The 18,918-nt window shown below is 64.5% G+C and carries 24 protein-coding genes; 5 read left to right on the top strand and 19 right to left on the bottom strand.

The annotated features are described in order from the left end of the window. Positions 1-19 precede the first annotated feature (19 nt). Positions 20-628 (top strand): J domain-containing protein, encoded by a 609-nt coding sequence (locus AB1K63_RS05710; protein WP_366958996.1) that lies wholly within the window; start codon positions 20-22, stop codon positions 626-628. 160 nt (positions 629-788) lie between these two features. Here AB1K63_RS05710 and AB1K63_RS05705 read toward each other — a convergent pair whose 3' ends face one another. From AB1K63_RS05705 to AB1K63_RS05675, 7 genes are all read right to left on the bottom strand, one after another. Then, positions 789-1,535 (bottom strand): helix-turn-helix transcriptional regulator, encoded by a 747-nt coding sequence (locus AB1K63_RS05705; RefSeq protein WP_366958995.1) that lies wholly within the window; start codon positions 1,533-1,535, stop codon positions 789-791. A gap of 386 nt (positions 1,536-1,921) precedes the next feature. Next, positions 1,922-2,374: an SRPBCC domain-containing protein gene (locus tag AB1K63_RS05700; RefSeq protein ID WP_366958994.1), complete on the bottom strand. Its 453-nt coding sequence runs from the start codon at positions 2,372-2,374 to the stop codon at positions 1,922-1,924. Positions 2,375-2,378: 4 nt separating this feature from the next. Continuing rightward, the gene (locus AB1K63_RS05695; protein ID WP_366958993.1) at positions 2,379-2,861 is read right to left on the bottom strand and encodes a VOC family protein; all 483 of its coding nucleotides are present in this window, start codon (positions 2,859-2,861) and stop codon (positions 2,379-2,381) included. Beyond that, complete coding sequence (locus tag AB1K63_RS05690) at positions 2,854-3,492, bottom strand: glutathione S-transferase family protein (protein ID WP_366958991.1); 639 nt, start codon at positions 3,490-3,492, stop codon at positions 2,854-2,856. Before AB1K63_RS05690 ends, AB1K63_RS05695 begins: the two co-directional genes overlap by 8 nt. A gap of 3 nt (positions 3,493-3,495) precedes the next feature. Continuing rightward, the gene (locus tag AB1K63_RS05685) at positions 3,496-4,287 is read right to left on the bottom strand and encodes a VOC family protein (RefSeq protein ID WP_366958990.1); all 792 of its coding nucleotides are present in this window, start codon (positions 4,285-4,287) and stop codon (positions 3,496-3,498) included. Continuing rightward, positions 4,280-4,933, bottom strand: coding sequence for a glutathione S-transferase family protein (locus AB1K63_RS05680; RefSeq protein ID WP_366958989.1), 654 nt, complete (start codon positions 4,931-4,933; stop codon positions 4,280-4,282). The genes AB1K63_RS05685 and AB1K63_RS05680 overlap by 8 nt, the downstream gene beginning before the upstream one ends. Further along, the gene (locus tag AB1K63_RS05675) at positions 4,930-5,283 is read right to left on the bottom strand and encodes a DUF1428 domain-containing protein (protein ID WP_366958987.1); all 354 of its coding nucleotides are present in this window, start codon (positions 5,281-5,283) and stop codon (positions 4,930-4,932) included. Before AB1K63_RS05675 ends, AB1K63_RS05680 begins: the two co-directional genes overlap by 4 nt. Positions 5,284-5,456: 173 nt before the next feature. Here AB1K63_RS05675 and AB1K63_RS05670 point away from each other — a divergent pair, with 173 nt between their 5' ends. Next, complete coding sequence (locus AB1K63_RS05670; RefSeq protein WP_366958985.1) at positions 5,457-6,071, top strand: helix-turn-helix domain-containing protein; 615 nt, start codon at positions 5,457-5,459, stop codon at positions 6,069-6,071. 9 nt (positions 6,072-6,080) lie between these two features. Here the strand turns inward: AB1K63_RS05670 and AB1K63_RS05665 are convergent, their stop codons facing one another. After that, positions 6,081-6,926 (bottom strand): oxygenase MpaB family protein, encoded by an 846-nt coding sequence (locus tag AB1K63_RS05665; protein ID WP_366958984.1) that lies wholly within the window; start codon positions 6,924-6,926, stop codon positions 6,081-6,083. Between the two features lie 79 nt (positions 6,927-7,005). On the opposite strand from AB1K63_RS05665, the gene cobS reads away from it, so the two are divergent. Next, positions 7,006-7,998, top strand: coding sequence for a cobaltochelatase subunit CobS (cobS, locus tag AB1K63_RS05660; protein WP_366958983.1), 993 nt, complete (start codon positions 7,006-7,008; stop codon positions 7,996-7,998). Between the two features lie 15 nt (positions 7,999-8,013). Here cobS and AB1K63_RS05655 read toward each other — a convergent pair whose 3' ends face one another. Genes AB1K63_RS05655 through pyrE form a run of 11 tightly spaced genes read right to left on the bottom strand, consistent with a single transcriptional unit; the run spans position 8,014 to position 15,733 of the window. After that, positions 8,014-8,442 carry a PaaI family thioesterase gene (locus tag AB1K63_RS05655; protein WP_366958982.1) on the bottom strand — a complete coding sequence of 143 codons (429 nt, stop codon included), beginning with the start codon at positions 8,440-8,442 and terminating at the stop codon, positions 8,014-8,016. Next, positions 8,429-8,881 carry a PaaI family thioesterase gene (locus tag AB1K63_RS05650; protein WP_366958981.1) on the bottom strand — a complete coding sequence of 151 codons (453 nt, stop codon included), beginning with the start codon at positions 8,879-8,881 and terminating at the stop codon, positions 8,429-8,431. Before AB1K63_RS05650 ends, AB1K63_RS05655 begins: the two co-directional genes overlap by 14 nt. A gap of 38 nt (positions 8,882-8,919) precedes the next feature. Then, positions 8,920-9,405, bottom strand: a complete 486-nt coding sequence (gene ruvX / locus AB1K63_RS05645) for a Holliday junction resolvase RuvX (protein ID WP_366958980.1) — start codon at positions 9,403-9,405, stop codon at positions 8,920-8,922. After that, positions 9,387-10,568 carry a DUF3089 domain-containing protein gene (locus AB1K63_RS05640; protein ID WP_366958979.1) on the bottom strand — a complete coding sequence of 394 codons (1,182 nt, stop codon included), beginning with the start codon at positions 10,566-10,568 and terminating at the stop codon, positions 9,387-9,389. The genes ruvX and AB1K63_RS05640 overlap by 19 nt, the downstream gene beginning before the upstream one ends. Continuing rightward, positions 10,558-11,667: an AI-2E family transporter gene (locus tag AB1K63_RS05635; RefSeq protein ID WP_366958978.1), complete on the bottom strand. Its 1,110-nt coding sequence runs from the start codon at positions 11,665-11,667 to the stop codon at positions 10,558-10,560. Before AB1K63_RS05635 ends, AB1K63_RS05640 begins: the two co-directional genes overlap by 11 nt. Next, entirely contained in the window at positions 11,664-12,572 is a 909-nt protein-coding gene (lepB, locus tag AB1K63_RS05630; RefSeq protein WP_366958977.1) for a signal peptidase I, read from the bottom strand. Before lepB ends, AB1K63_RS05635 begins: the two co-directional genes overlap by 4 nt. A gap of 13 nt (positions 12,573-12,585) precedes the next feature. Beyond that, a complete protein-coding gene (gene acpS / locus AB1K63_RS05625; RefSeq protein ID WP_366958975.1) occupies positions 12,586-12,990 on the bottom strand; it encodes a holo-ACP synthase in 405 nt (134 codons plus the stop codon). Further along, positions 12,987-13,262 (bottom strand): pyridoxal phosphate biosynthetic protein, encoded by a 276-nt coding sequence (locus tag AB1K63_RS05620; RefSeq protein WP_366958974.1) that lies wholly within the window; start codon positions 13,260-13,262, stop codon positions 12,987-12,989. Before AB1K63_RS05620 ends, acpS begins: the two co-directional genes overlap by 4 nt. Before the next feature lies 1 nt (position 13,263). After that, positions 13,264-13,992, bottom strand: coding sequence for a pyridoxine 5'-phosphate synthase (locus tag AB1K63_RS05615; protein ID WP_366958973.1), 729 nt, complete (start codon positions 13,990-13,992; stop codon positions 13,264-13,266). Next, entirely contained in the window at positions 13,989-15,155 is a 1,167-nt protein-coding gene (locus tag AB1K63_RS05610; protein WP_366958972.1) for a serine hydrolase domain-containing protein, read from the bottom strand. Before AB1K63_RS05610 ends, AB1K63_RS05615 begins: the two co-directional genes overlap by 4 nt. Further along, the gene (gene pyrE, locus AB1K63_RS05605; protein ID WP_366958971.1) at positions 15,152-15,733 is read right to left on the bottom strand and encodes an orotate phosphoribosyltransferase; all 582 of its coding nucleotides are present in this window, start codon (positions 15,731-15,733) and stop codon (positions 15,152-15,154) included. Before pyrE ends, AB1K63_RS05610 begins: the two co-directional genes overlap by 4 nt. Before the next feature lie 246 nt (positions 15,734-15,979). Between pyrE and coxB the strand changes: the two genes are divergently transcribed. Together coxB and ctaD are read left to right on the top strand one after the other, a co-directional pair. After that, positions 15,980-17,080, top strand: coding sequence for a cytochrome c oxidase subunit II (gene coxB / locus AB1K63_RS05600; RefSeq protein ID WP_366958970.1), 1,101 nt, complete (start codon positions 15,980-15,982; stop codon positions 17,078-17,080). A gap of 51 nt (positions 17,081-17,131) precedes the next feature. Continuing rightward, a complete protein-coding gene (gene ctaD, locus AB1K63_RS05595) occupies positions 17,132-18,904 on the top strand; it encodes a cytochrome c oxidase subunit I (protein ID WP_366958969.1) in 1,773 nt (590 codons plus the stop codon). The last annotated feature ends 14 nt before the right edge of the window (positions 18,905-18,918 follow it).

Below are 18,918 nucleotides of genomic sequence, written 5' to 3'. Positions count from 1 at the left end.
GTCTCCACCATTAAGCCCTATGCGCCCATCGAAGTTCCACGGACGATACGAAAGCGAAGGCCGGACCTGCGAGCATCCCGCCTGTACCCGCGCAGGCGAATTCCGCGCGCCCGGACCGCAGGGCAGCAGTTTCGACGGACCGGGCCAATGGCGCTGGCTGTGCCTGGACCATGTGCGCGAATTCAACGCCGGGTACGACTGGTTCGAAGGGATGAGCGCGGACGAGATCCTCGCCGCGCAGTCGCCCGCGTCCGGTTGGCGCACGGAACAGCCCGCGTTCAAGCCGACAGCCGGCGTCGACGGCATGCCGCGGTGGGCGGACTACGACGATCCGCTGGACGCGATCGGCGCGCGTGTCGCTGGCATCCGCAGCCGGGCCGAACGCAAGGCCGCGATGGCCATGGCGACGGGCACCGGCAACCGGCATTTCAGCCGCGAGGAGGCGGAAGCGCTGGAGACGATGGGGCTCGGCACCGACACCGACCGCCAGCGCCTGCGCCGCCGCTATTCCGAACTCGTCCGCCGCTATCACCCCGACCGCAACGGCGGCGACCGCAAATACGAAAAACGCCTCGGCCGGGTGGTCGAGGCGTACCAGTTGCTGAGGAAATCCGGAGCGATCGGATAGGAGCAGCGTCCGGGAGTGGGGTGGAAAGCGGTTGATCGATGCCGGCGACTGAAACGACACCTTGTGGACCGAATGCGGTCGGTCCGTTTTGAGTCGATGCGAGACAATAAGCTGCCGTCCGGCTGACGCCCCACTTCGAACATCCGCCAAGATAGAAGGTTCAATCGTACGATTCGCGTGACCGCGCGACGATAAATTGCCATTCGACATTGCTGCGTGGCAAGAAAATCGAACGCTGAGCAACCCGGAGGGGTTCACTCGGGAATTGATTTAAATCGTAATAGAGCGGTTTGCCCGACGCTTGGCGGCCCTTCACATCGAGGGTGCGATGCCACAGCGAGCGCGAAGCAAGGTCGCGGTGCCCTGCGGCGCTAATCTGCCAGTAGTGGCCGCTTAGCGGTTGCAGATAGCGTTGGTCGCTAAGAGGGATTGCCAAAAAGACCTCCCCATCAGGGCCAACCTCAGCCGAAGTGATAAGGTTGGCAAGTGCGAGGTCAAGTTGCTCATCTTCTTGCCGAACCTGAGGCGCGGTATCCCGATGGGGCGTCTGCTCTGCTGCGGACTGATACATAAAGAATAATGCTGTTGCTGCGATCAAGGTCATGCCGATTGCTCCCATAATTAGTGGCCTGGTGAAGGCCGTATGGGACTGGCGAGATGAAGCAGTAAGGTCCGGCGCTTGGGGTACTGTTCGACCGTACCCCTCTGCCTCATTGAGCAACCGTGCGGCTGCCATCGAGGAAGTGGTGCCAAGCTTCGTTCTAGCCATCTTTAAGCGCTTCTCTACCGCATGATGCGAAATCTGCAGGTTGGCAGCGATTTCTTTCGCGGTTTTGTGTTGCAGCCATTGCCGCAGGCACACTTTCTCGCGCTCAGTTAATCGGGCGAGTTTCTCTTCGTTCTCCATTTATACAGGGGTAGAGATAGTATCGGACAAGCGAAAGTACCGCCCGAAAGCGCGGACCCCTCAGACCCAATTTGTGGGCATGATTTCCTGTCCAACCTCCGACATTCAGGGACCGCTCCAGCAGTTCCGATAGCGGCTATGACTAGAGGCTCGCGGTGATAACCGCATTCAGGAGCCATAGGTGGTTGGGCGAATGACCGAAATTAGTGCGCAAAGCGCAAGTAGATGCGCGCCAAGCGAATGCCCGCGAGGGGATCGCAGAGGTACGGGCCAAAATCCGGCGGCGATCACGAACATATGCCTCGAAAAACGGATCGCGCGATGCAACCGAGCTTTGCACGAGGCACGAGGCAGGCCCCCCGAAGGTTTTTTGTACCCTGCCAGTGTCAGCTGTCGTTTTCGCAGATCGCCTTCAGTTGTGCGGCAGCGGCTTGCCATCCCTGCAAAAACCCCATCGCCTCATGCTTCTTGCGTTCCTCGTCGCTCCAATGGCGCGCAATTCCCGTATAGCGTGTTCCGTCGCCTTCGGGTTCAACTTGCCAGATGCCGATCATGAAAGGACCGGCGGGTTCGAGATCGCCGACGATCGCGTCTGTGCTGGCGAAGCGCCGTCCTTCGTCCCAGGCAAGGAAAATGCCTTCCTGAGGCATTTCCTCCCCGTCGGGACCGTGGAACATCATTGCGTCGCGTCCGCCCGGACGCCGGTCCTGCTCCACCACTTCGGCCTTCCACGGGGCGGGGCAGAACCATTCGGTCTGACGATATGCCATGACCTTCCACACCTTTTCGGTTGGGGCATCAATGTAGGTGGTCACCGTCAGTTCGTTGTGCTCGCTCATCGCATCAGTCTCCCCGCCGCGCCGCTTCGATCGCGGCGACGTCGATTTTCGTCATGCCCATCATCGCTTCGAAGGCGCGTCTGGATTCCTCGCCACCGGCGGACAGGGCGCTGGTGAGCGCGCGCGGCGTGATCTGCCAGGAAACGCCCCATTTGTCCTTGCACCAGCCGCAGGCGCTCTCCTGCCCGCCATTGCCGACGATCGCGTTCCACAGCCGGTCGGTCTCTTCCTGATCGTCGGTATGGACCTGGAGCGAATATGCTTCGTCCGGTTTGAAAGCGGGGCCGCCGTTCAGCAGGAGATAGGGCAGCCCGCAAAGGGTGAGGGTGGCAAGCAGAACCTCGCCTTCCTTCGTCGAGGGGTTGTCGCCCGGTGCGCGCTGGACTTCGCCCATCCTGCTTTCGGGGAAAGTCGCGGCATAGAAGCGCGCGGCGTCCTCTGCGTCCTTGTCGAACCACAGGCAGATGGTGGCCCTGGGATCAGCCATCGGCCTTTGCCTTCGCGATCAGGTCGTTGTCGATCTGCTTTGCCGCCTTGTATCCTTCGCGCGACTTCAACCGCTCGCCATAGGCGACGAACGCGTCGCGCTTGGGCAGGGTGCCGAAATCGACGCCCCAGATCGCCTGGCTACCAACATAGACGTCCGCCATCGTGAAGCGGTCGCCGCACACGTAGTCGCGATCCGCCAGCATCGTTTCGAAGGCGTCGACCGCGCGGTCGTAGCTGCCGAAGCCTGCCATGCCCTGTTTCTGCGGATCATCGATCGTCCAGCCCATGTTCTGGGCGGTGATCGCCTGCTCCATCGGCCCGGCGGCAAAAAAGAGGTAACGGAAATACGCCGCCTTCTCGTGCGTATCCGGCAGCAGGCCGGCATCGGGATGCATTTCGGCGAGGTAATGGCAGATCGCGGCCGCTTCGGTGACCGCGTGGTCGTGGTCTCCATTATGGTGGACCAGCGTGGGAAACTTTCGCATCGGGTTCGCCTTGACGAACGCGTCGGGCTGGTCGGGCCCGTACTCGACCAGCACCTGCTCGTAATCCGCGCCCGCCTCGTGCAGCGCCCAGCGCGCGATCTGCCCGCGGCTCATCGGATTGGTGTAGAAGGTATATTCCGCCATGGATCAGTTGCCTTTCTTGCCGAGCAGGGAGAACATCGCACCCTGCGGATCGATACCGTTGAACACATATTCCCCGCCGGGGATTTCCGACGGCCCGAACAGGACCTGCCCGCCATTCGCCTTGGTATAGTCCGCCGCAGTGTCGATATCGGGCACGCGGAAGTAGTAATTCCAGAGAGATACCGGCATTTCCTGGGGCTTCTGCATGATCGCGCCGAGCATGTTCTCGTGCGGCGGGTTCCGGTACATGTCGTACGGGCCCATCTCGCCCATATCCATGCTGTCGCCCAGCTCCCACCCGAAGATGTCGGCGTAGAAGCGGGCGGCGCCTTCGCGATCCCCGCTCGTGAGCTCGTTCCAGGCGCAGTGCCCTTCCTTCGGACCGTCGAGGGCAAAGGCATGGCTCTCCTCGTCGGAGAAACCGCGCATGATGTAGAACGGGGCGCCTTGCGGATCGGTACAGAAGGCGAAGCGGCCGACATCGGGAATATCCTGCGGCTCCATCAGGATGGTGCCGCCCGCATCGGCGATATTCTTCGCGGTTCCATCGACGTCGTCCACCGCGATGTAGCCAGCCCACATGGGCCGCGCGCCGCCGTCCTTCATGTCCTGCGTGATCGCCATGAGCCCGCCGACTTCGGGCGTGTCGCCCGGTCCGAACATGCGATAATCCATGTCCGGCTGGTTGCCGCCCTGAAAGCGCCAGCCGACCAGGCCCGCGTAGAATTCCTGCGCCGCGTCGGCATCCGTCGTCAGCAGTTCGTACCAGATGAAGTCGCCGTGATGGTTAGCCATGTTCCCTCTCCTTGCGTGCAGCGTCCGCGGCCTCGAATTGCGCGATCTGTTCGGCGTGAACCTTGCGGAAGGCGGGCCGCGCGGTGATCCGCTCCACGTAGGCTTCGCTGGCCGGGCGGTCCCCGTGGCGCCGGACCAGGTCCACGCGAAGCACGTCCGCCATGACGAGATCGGCCAGGGTGAAACGGTCGGCGACCAGCCATTCGCGCGCTGCCAGCACCGCCTCCATCTGGCCAAGCCGCTTGTCCAGCCAGTCCGTGATCGCCGGAATGTCCTCTTGCGACCATTGCAGCACTATCCACGGCATGGTGACCATCTCGAGCGTGTTGAGCCCCGCCAGCATCCACTGGATCGTTTCGGCGCGGCCCCGCTCGTCCGCCGGCAGGAGCACCTCGCTTTTCCTGCCGAGATGGATCAGTCCCGCGCCGCTTTCGAACAGGCGTATCTCGCCATCCTCCAGCATCGGCACTTGGCCGAAGGGCTGGCGGTCGAGATGGTTGGTCTCGCGCGTCTCGAAGGCGACGGTCTCGATCTCGTAGGGGATGCCCGCTTCCTCGCACGCCCAGCGTAGCCGAAGATCGCGCACGAAGCCGCGCGGGCCCTCCGGCACCCAGTCGAGCGTCCAGATGGTGACCGGGTCGGTCACGCTTCCTTCCAGACGAGCGGCTCGAATCCGCCATAGATCATCCGCTTGCCGTCGAACGGCATGTCGCCGAACTGTTCCATGCGCGGATCGGCCATCATCTTGTCTTGGCTCGCATCGGCGGTGGCCTTGTCCGGCCAGGTGACCCAGCTGAAGACGATCCTTTCGCCTTCCTCGCACTTGGTCGCCCGGCGGAAATCGGTGGTGTGACCGTCCTGGACATCGGCTTCCCAGCATTCGAACTGGCCGGTCGCGCCGAAATCCTTGACGATGCCCCAGAACCGCTCGGCCACGTCCTTGTAGGCCTCCTTGCTGGCTTCGGGCACGGCGAGGACAAATCCGTTCACATACATCGAAACTCTCCCTTCGATTGCGTCGGCCCTCTTCCCCCTTAGGCCGACTCGGACCTTGAGCTTTGTGCGATAGTGTGTTACTAAAAGCAACAATGAAGTTACCAAACGAAACAAACAAGCGACAGGACGTGCATGGCAGGTGGTACAACGATGCCTGCGGAACCGCTTTTGGGATGGAGCTCGTAGGGGAGCGGTGGGCCCTGCTGATCGTGCGCGAACTCATGTTCGGGCCGCGGCGGTTTTCGGACCTGCGTGCGCATTTGCCGGGAATCTCGGCCAAAGTCCTGACCGAGCGGCTGGGATCGCTGGAACAGGCAGGCGTTCTCTCAAGGCGGCAGTTGCCGCCACCGGGACGCGTGCAGGCCTACGAGCTGACCGAATGGGGATACGCGGCCGAGCCCCTGATCCAGGAACTGGGCCGTTGGGCGGCGAAATCCTCGGACCACGATCCGACGCTGCCGCTGTCTGCCGTGTCCCTGATGCTGTCCATGCGCACCATGGTCGATCGGGATCGGATCGGGGATTTTCGCGGCACGGTCGGGTTTGCGATTGGGGAAGAGAGTTTCCTCGCGAGCGGAGCGCCGGGCGAAGTGAAGATCCGGCGCGGCGATGTGGGCGAGGCGGATGCGAGCTTCCACGCTCCTGACGCAGCCATCATTGCCGCCGGGATCTACGCCGGGATTCCCTGGACGGAACTGGAAGCCGATGCGGGCCTGCGGATCGCGGGCGACCGGGACCTGGCAATGCGATATGTGAACCTGTTCGGCCTGCCGCCCAAGCTCGCGTGAGGCCACCGGTCAGCCCTGCCGGAACGCCCAGCGCAGCGTCCGGCCCGCGGCGCGCGTGGCGAAGCGGGCGGGCAGGGCACCGAGGCCGGGGCGGCCGAGCCCCAGCATCTCGCGCGCGAACCCCGGCAGCAAGTCGACTGCCGCCGTACCCAGCATCGCCTGCACGGCGGGCGGGGCGCCTTCCGGTTTCTGCGTCAGGACGAGGTCCGCCACTTCGCGCGCTTCCTTCGACGGGCGCAGGTCCCGCCGCAACTCGCGAAAGAGTGCCTCGGCCTCGTTCTTCGTCTCGGGCACCGGATCGGCGCCGAGCTTGCGCGCGATCAGCGCGAACTGCCGGTAGTATTCGTCCTGCTCCGCAAACGGCATTCCCGGGCGCACATAGGTCAGATACGCCTCGAGGAAGCTGGTCGCCTCGGCCACGTGAACCCAGGCCAGCGTGCGCGGGTTGGTGGCGGAATAGGGCGAACCGTCGGGAAGCGTTCCCGACACGGCGGCGTGGATGCGGTTGACCCGCGCGATCGCCTCGTCCGCACGGGCGGCCTCGCCGAACGTCGTCACCGCGATGAAGCGCGCCGTCCGGCGTAGGCGGCCGTGCATGTCGGCGCGAAAATTGGAATGGTCGAGGACGCCCTGCAGCGCGTGCGGGTGGAGCATCTGCAGCAGCAGGCTGCGAATGCCGCCGACCATCATGCCCACCACGTCCGCATGGACCATCCGGATCGGCGTATCCTTCGCGAAATAGGCATCGTCCGACGGCGGGACCGGCTGCTCGCCCCCCTCAACGTCGTTGAACACGGCCCTGACCTGCCCGACGAGGCGCTGGCGCAGGCGTTCCGAAAGGGCGCTGTCTGGCATGGGATGGATATAGGCGGCGGGCGAGGAATTGGAACGCGGGCGCTTGCCGCATGCGCATGGCCTCGCTACCTCGCCCGCAATGAACGACATGACCGACAAGAGCTTCGACGCGACCGAGAGCACCGCTATGGCAGAGCCGGACACCACGGTGGACGTGCGCGAGACGTTCGGCATCGACATCGACTGGCAGGTGCCCGCCTTCAGCAAGCCGGACGAGCGGGTGCCCGACCTCGACGAAAGCTACGTGTTCGATCCGGACACCACGCTCGCGATCCTCGCGGGGTTCGCGCATGACCGGCGCGTGATGGTCCAGGGCTATCACGGAACCGGCAAGTCGACGCATATCGAGCAGGTCGCCGCGCGCCTCAACTGGCCGTGCATCCGCATCAACCTGGATGCGCATATCAGCCGCATCGACCTGATCGGGCGCGACGCGATCGTGCTGCGCGACGGTCTGCAGGTCACCGAGTTCCGCGAGGGGCTGCTGCCTTGGGCGTTGCAGCACCCGGTGGCGCTGGTGTTCGACGAGTACGACGCGGGCCGTCCGGACGTGATGTTCGTGATCCAGCGCGTGCTGGAACAGCAGGGCAAGCTGACGCTGCTGGACCAGAACCGCGTGATCCGGCCGAGCCCGTGGTTCCGCTTGTTCGCCACGTCCAACACGGTCGGGCTGGGCGATACCAGCGGGCTGTATCACGGCACGCAGGCGATCAACCAGGGCCAGATGGACCGCTGGAACATCGTGGTCGGCCTGAACTACCTGCCCGCCGAAACCGAGCAGGAGATCGTCGCGTCGAAGAACCCGGACACGGACAAGAAGCTGCTGGCGGACATGATCAAGGTCGCCGACCTGACACGGCAGGGATTCATGAACGGGGACATCTCCACCGTGATGAGCCCGCGCACGGTCATCACCTGGGCGCAGAATGCCGCGATCTTCAAGGACACTGGCTTCGCCTTCCGCCTGAGCTTCCTCAACAAGTGCGACGAGGCTGAGCGGATGCTGGTGGCCGAATATTACCAGCGCGTTTTCGGCGAGGACTTGCCAGAAAGCGTCGTCGGCAGCGCCTGACGCCTTGTCCGGCGGCTAGTCCTTCGGTTCCGCCATCAGGATGTTCATCACGGCGGTGGCGACGGGCCGCGTCCTGTCGCCCTGCCATGCTTCCACCGCGATGTTCGCGTTGCGCCGCCCGAGCTTGGTGATGCGCGCCTTGGCGTACGTCGTCTCGTTCTTTGCCGGAGCCAGGTACTGGACGGTGATATTGATCGGCTTGAGTTGCGGCTGCTCGTCCCGCTCCGCCAATGCCGCGCGCAGTGCGGCGTAGCCCGCCGTTTCCAAGAGGCCGCCGGTCGCGCCGCCATGGAAGAAGCCGGGGCGTCCCTCCACGATGCTGTCGAACGGCACGCACAGCACCGGCACATCGCTCTCGTGGCCATGGACCGCGATGCCGAGCGACCGGGCGTAGGGCGTCAGCGCCTCGGGATGGTCGGGCGTGTTCGATTCAGCCGACGTCACGGCGCGTTCCTCCGGAAATGGTCATGAAGACGCCGGCAATGTTGGCCACCGGATCTTCGGGATCGCCGTCATGCGCCACTCCGCGCACGAAGGCAGCAGAGCGGGTCATCTTGTAGCATTCGGCGCGGCCGATGACCGCCGCCCGGTCGCGGGCGGGGCGCTGGTAATCGACGCGCAGGTCGAGCGTGGCGATCGCGCTGAAGCGCTTCGCCCGCGTCCAGATCGCAAGACCGGATGCCATGTCCATGAGGCTGACGATCGGGCCGGAAGCGAGCACCTGCCGGTCGGCTTCGCCCAAGAGATCCTCGCGCCACGGCAGCTCCAGTTCCGCCCAGTCCTCGCCATGGCCGGTATAGCGCAGGCCCAGCCATCCCGGATGGCCATGCTGCAGCAGCATGCCCGCGGCCTTTCCCGGATCGAATTGCGTCTGTTCGTTCATGCCGCGCTGCCTATCGAAGCGGCGCGGCGTTGCAACGCCTAAAACGAAGCGCCCGCCAGCGTGTCGATGGCGCCCTGAAGGATGATGGCGGCGGCGTGGCTGTCGATCTTGCCGGCGCGCTTGGCACGGCTGGTGTCCTGCCCGATGAGGTCGCGCTCCGCCGCGACGGTGGACATGCGCTCGTCCCACAGCAGGATGGGGAGTGCGAATGCCTGTTCCAGGTTGCGGGCATAGGCACGGCTGGCCTGCGCGCGCGGCCCTTCGCTGCCGTCCATGTTGCGGGGCAGACCCAGCACGATGCCCTTCGTCCCGCGCTCCGTCAGGATCGCGCGCAACGCTTCCGCATCGCGGCCGAACTTGCCGCGTGGCAGGGTCTTGCCGGCGGTGGCGAAGCGCCATTCGCGGTCGCATGTGGCAATGCCGATGGTCTTGGTGCCGAGATCGAGGCCCAGCAACGCGCCGCCATCGGGCAGGGCGTCGCGATAGGCAGCGGCGCTGTCGGTAATCAGCGGGCCGCTTCCCATGCACGTACCCGGCGGACGACATCCTGCCGCAGGTTCGCCCAGAACAGCGGAATGTCGTACACGTGGTAATTGTTACCCGGCAGGACCGCGTTGCCCATTTCCGGCGGATCGCCGATGAACAGCATACCGCTGTCACCGCAACGGGCCGGCACCGCGCCCACGACCAGTTCGCCCGAGGTGAGATCCGCGCTCGGCACCAGCGTCCCGAGATTGGCCGATGCCGGCGCAGCGCCGCCGATGCGGCCGGTCAGCGGATTGGTGCACAGGATCGGACTGTCGCCGCGTGGCTGTCCGTCGAAACCGGGCGTCATCCGGAACCGGTCCATCAGGAAGTCCGCGTTCCCGCCATCGGCGAAGCTGGACCAGCTGGAAATGCAGGCCGGCTGCTCGGCAGTCGCGCAGGCCGGGAAGGGGAGCGAGGGCAGGTCGCGCTCGACCGAGATCGGCCAGCCGATCGGATAGACCGCGGCGATGCGATCGGCCAGTTCGCTGTTGGCGACATCGTCCAGCAGCAATTGCAGCAGGTGGAGCGAACCCTGGCTGTGGCCCGCCAGCACGATCGGCTTGTCCGGATCGACGCTTTCCAGAAAAAAGGCGAAGGCCTGCCGCACGTCGCGATAGGCTGCGTCGATCGCCTGCTGCGCCTCGGGCTGGTCGGTCAGGAACGCGCCGACGACTGCCTGGCGATATTTCGGCGCCCAGATCTCGTCCGCCGGATCGAAGGCGCTCGCCATACCTTGCGTGAAAAGGCGCGCACGCCGTTCGGTAATCTCGTCGCCGAAGTTCGCGTTCCACTCGGTGTCCGCGCCGATGGCATCGGGAATGAAGCTCGTCGGGTGGACGAAGAAGACCGCGAAGCCGGGCACGTCCTCGGCGATGGCGGGCGCAGGGACGGGCGGGCGGTCGGCCGCGCCGGTCTCGTCCTCGCGCGCGGCGTAGGGCGGGTCGAAGCGGGCGGGATCGCGCGCACCCATGCCGGGGCGCGAATACCACATTTCGGGGTCCTGATACGCATTGGGGGCCAGCGCCTCCTGCTCGGTGAACTCGCGGCTCGGAACGAGCTGGTCGCGCAGGAGCTCTTCCCCCCAGATGTTGAAGGCGAAGGCGGCCAGGATCACCAGCAGGATGCAGCCGAACACGAAATAGAGGAACTTACGGGCCATCGGGTATCAAGCTTTCCTGTCCGGCCGCCTCGTCGTCGAGCGCCTGGTGTCGTTCCGCCCGCCGTTCCAGCACCACCTTCAGCATGGCCAGCATCGGATCGGCGAGGAACAGGCCGATGATTCCGAACAGGAGCCCCATGATGAGCTGCCACGCCAGCACCAGTGCCGGCGGCAGGTCGACGGTCTTCTTCGCGATCAGCGGGATGAGGACGTAGCCGTCGATCGTCTGCACGAGGAAGTAGGTGAAGATCGCGTAGAGGCCGTATTCGGTGCCTTCGGAAAAGCCGACCGCCACCATCAGCACGCCGGAAACCAGTGCGCCGATATTGGGAATGAAGGCCAGCAGGCCCGTCAGGATGCCCAGCAGGATCGCCATCGGGAAATCGAACAGCGTCAACATAAGCCAGGTGAACACGCCTTCCACCACCATGCCCAGCAGGCGTCCCGCCATAAGGCGACGCATGGTGTAGCCCATCCGGTCCAGCGTAATCGCCAGATCCTTGCGATGATTGCGCGGGGTGATCCAGCCCACGCCGCGTTCGTAGATGCGCGGCTCGAATGCGATGTAGATGCCGATGATCACGATGAGGACGATCGTGGTCAGTCCGCCGATCAGGCCGGTAAAGGCCGCCGTCACCGTGCCAACGCCGCTGACGATCTGGCCGGACAGGCTCTGCAGTTCCTGCAGGCCGATCTCGAACCCGTTCGCGCGGGCCCACAGGACGACGCGGGCCGCCTGTTGCTCGACGATGCCGGGCAGCTCGGCGGCCTGCTGCACGACCTGCGTACCCGTAAAATAGGCCAGCCAGATCAGGAAGCTCGTCGCGGCCAGCAGGATCAGGCCGACGCGCAGGAAACGCGGTCCCGGCATTATCCGGCCCAGCAGGCGAGCGCCGCCGTCGATCATGGAAGCGAGTACCAGCGCGCCGAACACCACCAGCAACGCCTGGGACACGTAGATCGCGAGGATGAAGCCGCCGACGATGAGCGACCAGATGATCGCCCGCTGCGCTTCGAAGCGCAGTTTCGGATTGGTTATCCTGGACGGACTGCTGCCGAGTTCTTCCTCGCCCCCGACAATGTCCCCCGGATGGTTCATCGTTCCGCCGTATTATCCTCCACCGGCGGGCGCAAGGTTGTCCACGCGCGTTCGCCGCGCGCCGCGCCCCACCAGGTCAGCGGGTTCCAGGTGGCAGACCCGTCGAGCGAGAAGGTGATGAATTCGGCCCGGCCACCGACATTGGACAGCGGGACGGGACCCATCAGGCCGCGCGGACTGATCCGTTCGCGACTGTCCGCGGAATGGTCGCGATTGTCGCCCATCAGGAAGACGCTGTCGTCGGGAACGACGATCTCTTCCATGTCGTCCAGATACTGGCGCTGGTGATCGACGACGAGATACGTCGCACCGTTGGGCATGGTCTCGCGCAGGGTCGGAAGCTCGTAGACCTCGCTCCCGTCGTCGAGGACTGTCCGGTAGTCGGCGTCGAAGTACCACAGGCACGGATTGCCGTCGCATTGTTGCAAATCGTCCACCGGGAGGCGCACGGGCACTTCGACTTCCTGCGGTACGGGCACGCCGTTGAGGACGATCTGCCCGTTGCGCACCGCGATCCGGTCACCGGGCAGCGCGACCACGCGCTTGATATAGTCCTCGTTGCGCTCCGGATGGACGGCAATGACCACATCGCCATATTCCGGCGTCGCGGACATGATGCGCCAGTCGCCGCGCGGCCAGACATGGAAACTGATCGACGACCAGGACCAGCCATAGGGATACTTGCTGACCACCAGCCTGTCCCCCACCAGCAGGTTGGGCATCATGGACGTGCTGGGAATGTAGAACGGCTTGGCGATGAAGCTGTGGAAGCCCAGCACCGCCAGCAGCATCAGCGCAAGGCCGCGCAGTTCCGCACCCCAGTCGGTCTTTGTCCCGTCCTTGCGGAACTCGCGTGTTTTGGAGCGCGACGCAAAGGGGTTCAGCGCCATGATTCCGGAATTCATGTGGGGGGCCAGGTTACTCTTGAGGGATCGCCTCGATGATCACAAAGGCCTGCGCCCATGGATGATCGTCTGTGAGGGTCAGATGAATGGCGGCGCCATGACCGGGGGGCAGCATTTCTTCAAGCCGTTTCGCTGCGCCCCCAGCGAGTTGCAGCGTGGGTGCGCCGGACGGAGCGTTAATGACCCCGATATCCTTCATGAAGACGCCGCGCCGGAAACCGGTGCCGACCGCCTTGGAAAAGGCTTCCTTCGCCGCGAACCGCTTGGCGTAGGTGCCGGCGATGGTGAAGGGGCGGCGGCGCGCCTTTTTGCGCTCCGTCTCGGTGAAGACGCGGTTCTCGAACCGTTCGCCGAAACGGTCCAGAGATGCCTGGATTCGCTCGATATTGCACAGGTCCGAACCGAGGCCGATGATCATTGCGACCTCACCAGCAGGGCGACCAGCAGGACCAGCACCGTGTAATGGAGAATGACCTGCGTCTTGAACAGCGGATGCGCGAGATCGCCTTTCGCCATCTGCAACGACCCGTAATAACCGAACGCCATCAGCAGCGGCCAGCCGATCGCGAAAGCCACCAGATGGCCCGTGTTGAGCGCGATGCCGAGCAAAAGGATGCTCAGCAGGAAGGGCGCCGTGGCGGCAAGTCCCCAGCGTTTCTGCGCAGGCGTCAGTTGCGGGGCCGAATTCATCTCAGCGCGCCTCGTCCATGAGATCGCGCATGCGGCGGATACTGGCTTCCAGGCCGATGAAGACCGCCTCGCCTATCAGGTAGTGACCGATATTGAGCTCGGCCAGCTGCGGAATGGCGGCGATGGGCTGGACGTTCTCATAGGTGAGCCCATGCCCGGCATGCGGTTCGATGCCGTTCTTGGCCGCCAGCGCGGCCATGTCCGCGATACGCCGCAGTTGGACGGCCTTCGCCTCGCCCTCGGCATGGGCGTATTCGCCGGTGTGGAACTCCACCACCGGGGCGGAAAGGCGCATGGCCGCTTCGAGCTGGCGCGGGTCGGCTTCGATGAAAAGGCTCACGCGGATGCCGGCATCGGACAGGGCCGTGACGATCGGTTGCAGCCGGTTGTGCTGCCCCGCCGCGTCCAGCCCGCCCTCCGTCGTGCGCTCCTCCCGCTTCTCCGGCACGATGCAGGCGGCATACGGTTTGTGGCGCAGCGCGATTTCCAGCATTTCCTCGGTCGCCGCCATCTCAAGGTTCAGCGGAAGCTGCGTCGCCGCTTGGATCCGCGCGAGGTCCTCGTCCCTGATGTGGCGCCGGTCCTCCCGCAGATGCGCGGTGATTCCGTCCCCGCCGACCTGCGCCACGATCTCCGCCGCACGCACCGGATCGGGATGATCCCCCCCACGCGCGTTACGGATGGTGGCAACATGATCGATGTTGACGCCGAGTCTAAGCCGTTGGCTCATGCTGCCTCCTGAGGGCACGCGGCGAGGCTCAACATGTCGTGCGAGAAGCCTGATCCCTGCCAAACTTCGCCAAAATCGAAATCGCCTTCACCGCGATCGCTGAACAGCGCGATCGCGATGCCGAAATCGGGCAGCAGGAAATTGCGCACCTGCACCCCGCCGATCGCGCCGCGACGCTCCACGATCCGCACCGGATCGGTGCATCCGGCGAGCGGGAATTCGAACACCCATTGGCCAAGCGCCATGTACCCAAGTTCCGGCTTGCCATCCCATAGGGTCGCGAGCGCGTCCGCACCCAGCAGCTTGCCGCCCATCAGCGCGAGGTCGAACTTGATGACGTCGGAGGGGCGACCATACAGCGCCCCGCTCGCCTGGTATTGCGCAATATCCTGGGTGGCCTCGGGCGAACCGCCAAAAATCCCAGAAACGGTCGGCTCGTTGTTGGGGAAGCTGGACAAGGTATAGATTTGGGCCGGATCGGCTATCCGTTCGGCAACGAGTTCGCGCCATGATTTGCCTGTCACGCGTTCCAGCAGGGCTCCGGCAACGATGTAGTCGCAATTATTATACGACCAGTCGCCACCCGGCGCACCAGTTGGCGTCCCGGCGCAAAAGGCAAGCGGATCGATTCCCGAGCCGGGGAGATAGAATGCCGGCAGGCCTTCGGTCCCTTCCGGCATGGCACTCGGATTGGGGAGCCCGCTCTGGTGGCGCAGCAAGTGTTCGACCGTAATGGTAGCGGCATTGGGCGACGCGAAATCGGGAAGGTAGGTCGCGACGCTTTCGTCGAGGTCGATCATCCCCGCTTCGACCTGCTGCATCACCAGCGTGGCGACAACCTGTTTGGTGACCGATGCCCAGCGCCACAACTGGCCTGCATCGCGGACGCTGCCATCCTTATTCTGCGCGGCAGATACCAGGATAGGGTATCGCCGCGGAACCGCTCCGAATGCGATCTCGCCACTGAAGCCCGCTGCCCCAGCAATCTCCTTCCAGCCCTCTACGAGGGCTACCATCCGGTCGCTGGCATATTGCTGCTCGGGCGATAGCTCGCGCGACGGGCGAGTAGAAGGGGGGGCGGGGGTGAATGCGGGCGGAGGTTCGGCAAGGCCTGGCCCCGCAAGACATGCGGCCATCGCGAGGGCGATCAGGGCGTGCTTCACGCCTTCCGGCTGCCCGGCTTCTCGACCGGGAGTGCGGCCAGTTCTTCGGGCAGTTCGTCCTCGGCATAGGTGGGGAAATTGAGTTCGAGGAGCGGGTAGAACGGCACGTCGAAGCTCGCTTCGCCTCCGGTGCGGTCGACCAGGGCGGCGAGGGCGACGACTTCGCCGCCGGCCTTGCGCACCGCTTCCATCGCTTCCTTCGAGGAAAGGCCGGTCGTCACCACGTCTTCCACGACCAGAACCTTCTGCCCTTCGGTCAGGCGGAAGCCGCGGCGCAACTCGAACGTGCCTTCGGGCCGCTCGAGGAACATGGCGTCGCGGTCCAGGCTGCGGGCGACTTCCTGGCCGATGATGACGCCACCCATCGCGGGCGAGACGACCGCGCGAATCTCCGCGCGCAGCTCGCGCGGGATCTTCTGCACGAGTGCGCGAGCGAGCCGACCGGCGCGGTCGGTGTTCATCAGGACGCGTGCGCACTGGAGGTAGATCGCGCTGTGGCGACCGGAGGAAAGCTTGAAATGTCCTTCCAGCAGTGCCTCGGCATTGCGGAATTCGGCGTAGATGTCGTCTTCGGTCATGCGTGGTGCAAATTCTTTCGGAAGGTTTCGCGTCCGGCAAGGACGGTTGCGGATTTTTCTCCTAGTTGCGCTTGAGGCACTCGGCAAGCATGCGTATAGGCCTCGCAGTTTGGCGCATTTTAGCGCCCCTGCACCGCATATCCGGCCCCCGGGTCCGGCAACGGTACCATCCGGTTCCGGACGGGCGGCAGGGGGGCATTGAACGGGATAGCGTAGGTTATGCAGGCTCGAGGCCTTTCGAAATCGATGATGACCCTGTGGGCGGCGATGCTGGTGGCATTCGCGCCGCAGGCCGCGCTGGCCCAAGACGTGCCGCCGGCCGCGACGGAAACCGTTCCGGCCGCCTCGTCCGAGGCGCTGCCCGCGGCCGATACGCCCGACGAAGGCGTGGAAGTCGGCGAAGGGGCCGAGGAAGCCGCGCCGGAAGCGGAAGCGATTCCCGGCTACACGCCGCTCGGCCCCGATATGATCAAGGGCCAGCCCGAAGACGGTTCGATCGACCTGCAGGAACAGTATTCGGACATCGGCGACTATGCGCAGCCGCTCCATATCGGCCTGGTCTGGGTGATGGCGATCATCAGCGCGTTCGTTCTCGCACTGCTGGTCTGGGTCGTCGTGCGGTATAATCGCCGCTCCAACAAGGTGCCGTCCAAGACGACGCACAACACCATGATCGAGGTGATCTGGACGATCGTGCCTGTCCTTATCCTGGTCGGTATCGCGATCCCGTCGATCAGTCTGCTGGCACGCCAGTACGAAACCCCGCCCGAAGACGCGATCACGATCAAGGCGATCGGGTACCAGTGGTACTGGGGTTACGAGTATCCCGACAATGGCGGGTTCGAGATCATTTCCAACATGCTCGACGAGGACGAGGCGCGCGCGCGCGGCTTCCCGGCGCAGCTGGAAGTGGACAACCGGATGGTCGTGCCCGCTGGCGTTCCGCTGCGCATCCAGACGACCGCGGCCGACGTGATCCACTCGTTCGCCGTTCCCTCGCTCTGGTTCAAGCAGGACGCGATTCCTGGCCGGCTGAACGAGAAGCTGCTCTTCATCAAGGAGCCGGGCATCTATTACGGGCAGTGCTCCGAACTGTGCGGCGCGCGCCATGCCTACATGCCGATCGCGGTCGAGGCGGTTCCGCTCGAGCAGTGGCAGGCCTGGGTCCTGGCGCAGCCCGGCGGCACGCTGGGTGGTGACGAGGATACGCCCGAGCCGGCGAACCTGAAGGCGCCGGTAAGCGCGCAGCCCGGTGCTCCGCAGGCAGGCGAGGCGGAAGCCATGGACCCGGCGGAACGCGCTGGCGAAACGGCCGAAGGCACGGCCGAAGCCGAAGCGGGCCAGTGACCGCCCCGCGCAGTTATTTTGTGATTCGATCAAGCGTAAGAGACTGAAACGATGGCAAGCACGGCAGACCAGTTCCAGGCCCACGGAGAGGCCGATCACGCGCATCACGACGCGGATCACAAGCCCGGCTTCTTCGCGCGCTGGTTCATGTCCACGAACCACAAGGACATCGGCACGCTCTACCTGATCTTCGCGATCATCGCGGGCATCGTCGGTGGTGCGATTTCCGGCATCATGCGCATGGAGCTCGCCGAACCGGGCATCCAGTACCTGCAGTGGTGGGCCCAGTTCATGGGCGGCACCTCGGACATCGATACGGCGCTCCACATGTGGAACGTGTTTATCACGGCCCACGGCCTGATCATGGTGTTCTTCATGGTTATGCCGGCCATGATCGGCGGTTTCGGCAACTGGTTCGTGCCGCTGATGATCGGGGCGCCGGACATGGCGTTCCCGCGCATGAACAACATCTCGTTCTGGCTCACCGTGGCCGGTTTCTGCAGCCTCATGTTCTCGCTCTTCGTGCCGGGCGGCACGGGTCCGGGCGCCGGGGTGGGCTGGACGGTGTACGCGCCGCTCTCGACCACCGGCTCGCAAGGTCCGGCGGTCGACTTCGCGATCTTCGCGCTGCACCTTGCCGGTGCGGGCTCGATCCTGGGCGCGACGAACTTCATCACTACCATCTTCAACATGCGCGCACCGGGTATGACGCTGCACAAGATGCCGCTGTTCGTGTGGTCGGTGCTGGTCACCGCCTTCCTGCTGCTGCTGGCGCTGCCGGTTCTGGCTGCCGCCATCACCATGCTGCTGACGGACCGCAACTTCCAGACGACGTTCTTCGATCCGGCAGGCGGCGGGGACCCGGTTCTCTACCAGCATCTGTTCTGGTTTTTCGGTCACCCGGAAGTCTACATCATGATCCTGCCGGGTTTCGGCATGGTCAGCCAGATCATCGCGACCTTCAGCCGCAAGCCGATCTTCGGCTATCTCGGCATGGCCTACGCCATGGTCCTGATCGGCGTGATCGGCTTCGTCGTGTGGGCGCACCACATGTACACCGTCGGTCTGGACGTGAACACGAAGATGTACTTCACCGCGGCCACCATGGTCATCGCGGTCCCGACCGGCGTGAAGATCTTCAGCTGGATCGCCACGATGTGGAACGGTTCGATCGAGTTCAAGTCGCCCATGGTCTGGGCGCTGGGCTTCATCTTCCTGTTCACCGTGGGCGGCGTGACCGGCGTCTACCTCGCCAATGGCGGGATCGACGACGTGGTCCACGACACCTACTTCGTGGTCGCGCATTTCCACTACGTGCTGTCGATGGGCGCCGTGTTCAGCCTCTTCGCAGGCTTCTACTACTGGTTCCCGAAGATGAGCGGCCGCTGGCACTCCGAACTCCTGGCACACCTGCACTTCTGGGTGTTCTTCGTCGGTGTGAACGTGATCTTCTTCCCGCAGCACTTCCTCGGTCTGAACGGCATGCCGCGCCGCTATCCCGACTATCCGGAAGCGTTCAGCTACTGGAACGAGATCAGCTCGGTCGGCTACCACATCATGGCCGCCTCGATGGTGATCTTCTTCATCAACATCGCCTACGCGCTCGTAGCCGGTCGCAAGGCCGAGGCGAATTACTGGGGCGAAGGTGCGACGACGCTGGAATGGACACTGTCCAGCCCGCCGCCGTACCATCAGTTCGAGACGCTGCCGGTGATCGAGGATCACCACGACTATCACGACCACCTTCCGCGCGGCACGCGCGAGGAAACGTCGGACGACACCCGCCCCGCATCGCGCGGAGGGGACCCGCTTCCCGCGGAGTAACCGGACAGGCGCCC

The sequence above is a fragment of the Qipengyuania sp. JC766 genome (assembly GCF_040717445.1).
Classification (GTDB): Bacteria; Pseudomonadota; Alphaproteobacteria; order Sphingomonadales; family Sphingomonadaceae; genus JC766.
Note: the sequence above shows the minus strand (reverse complement) of the source record. Positions and strands in the feature narration are given on the sequence as shown.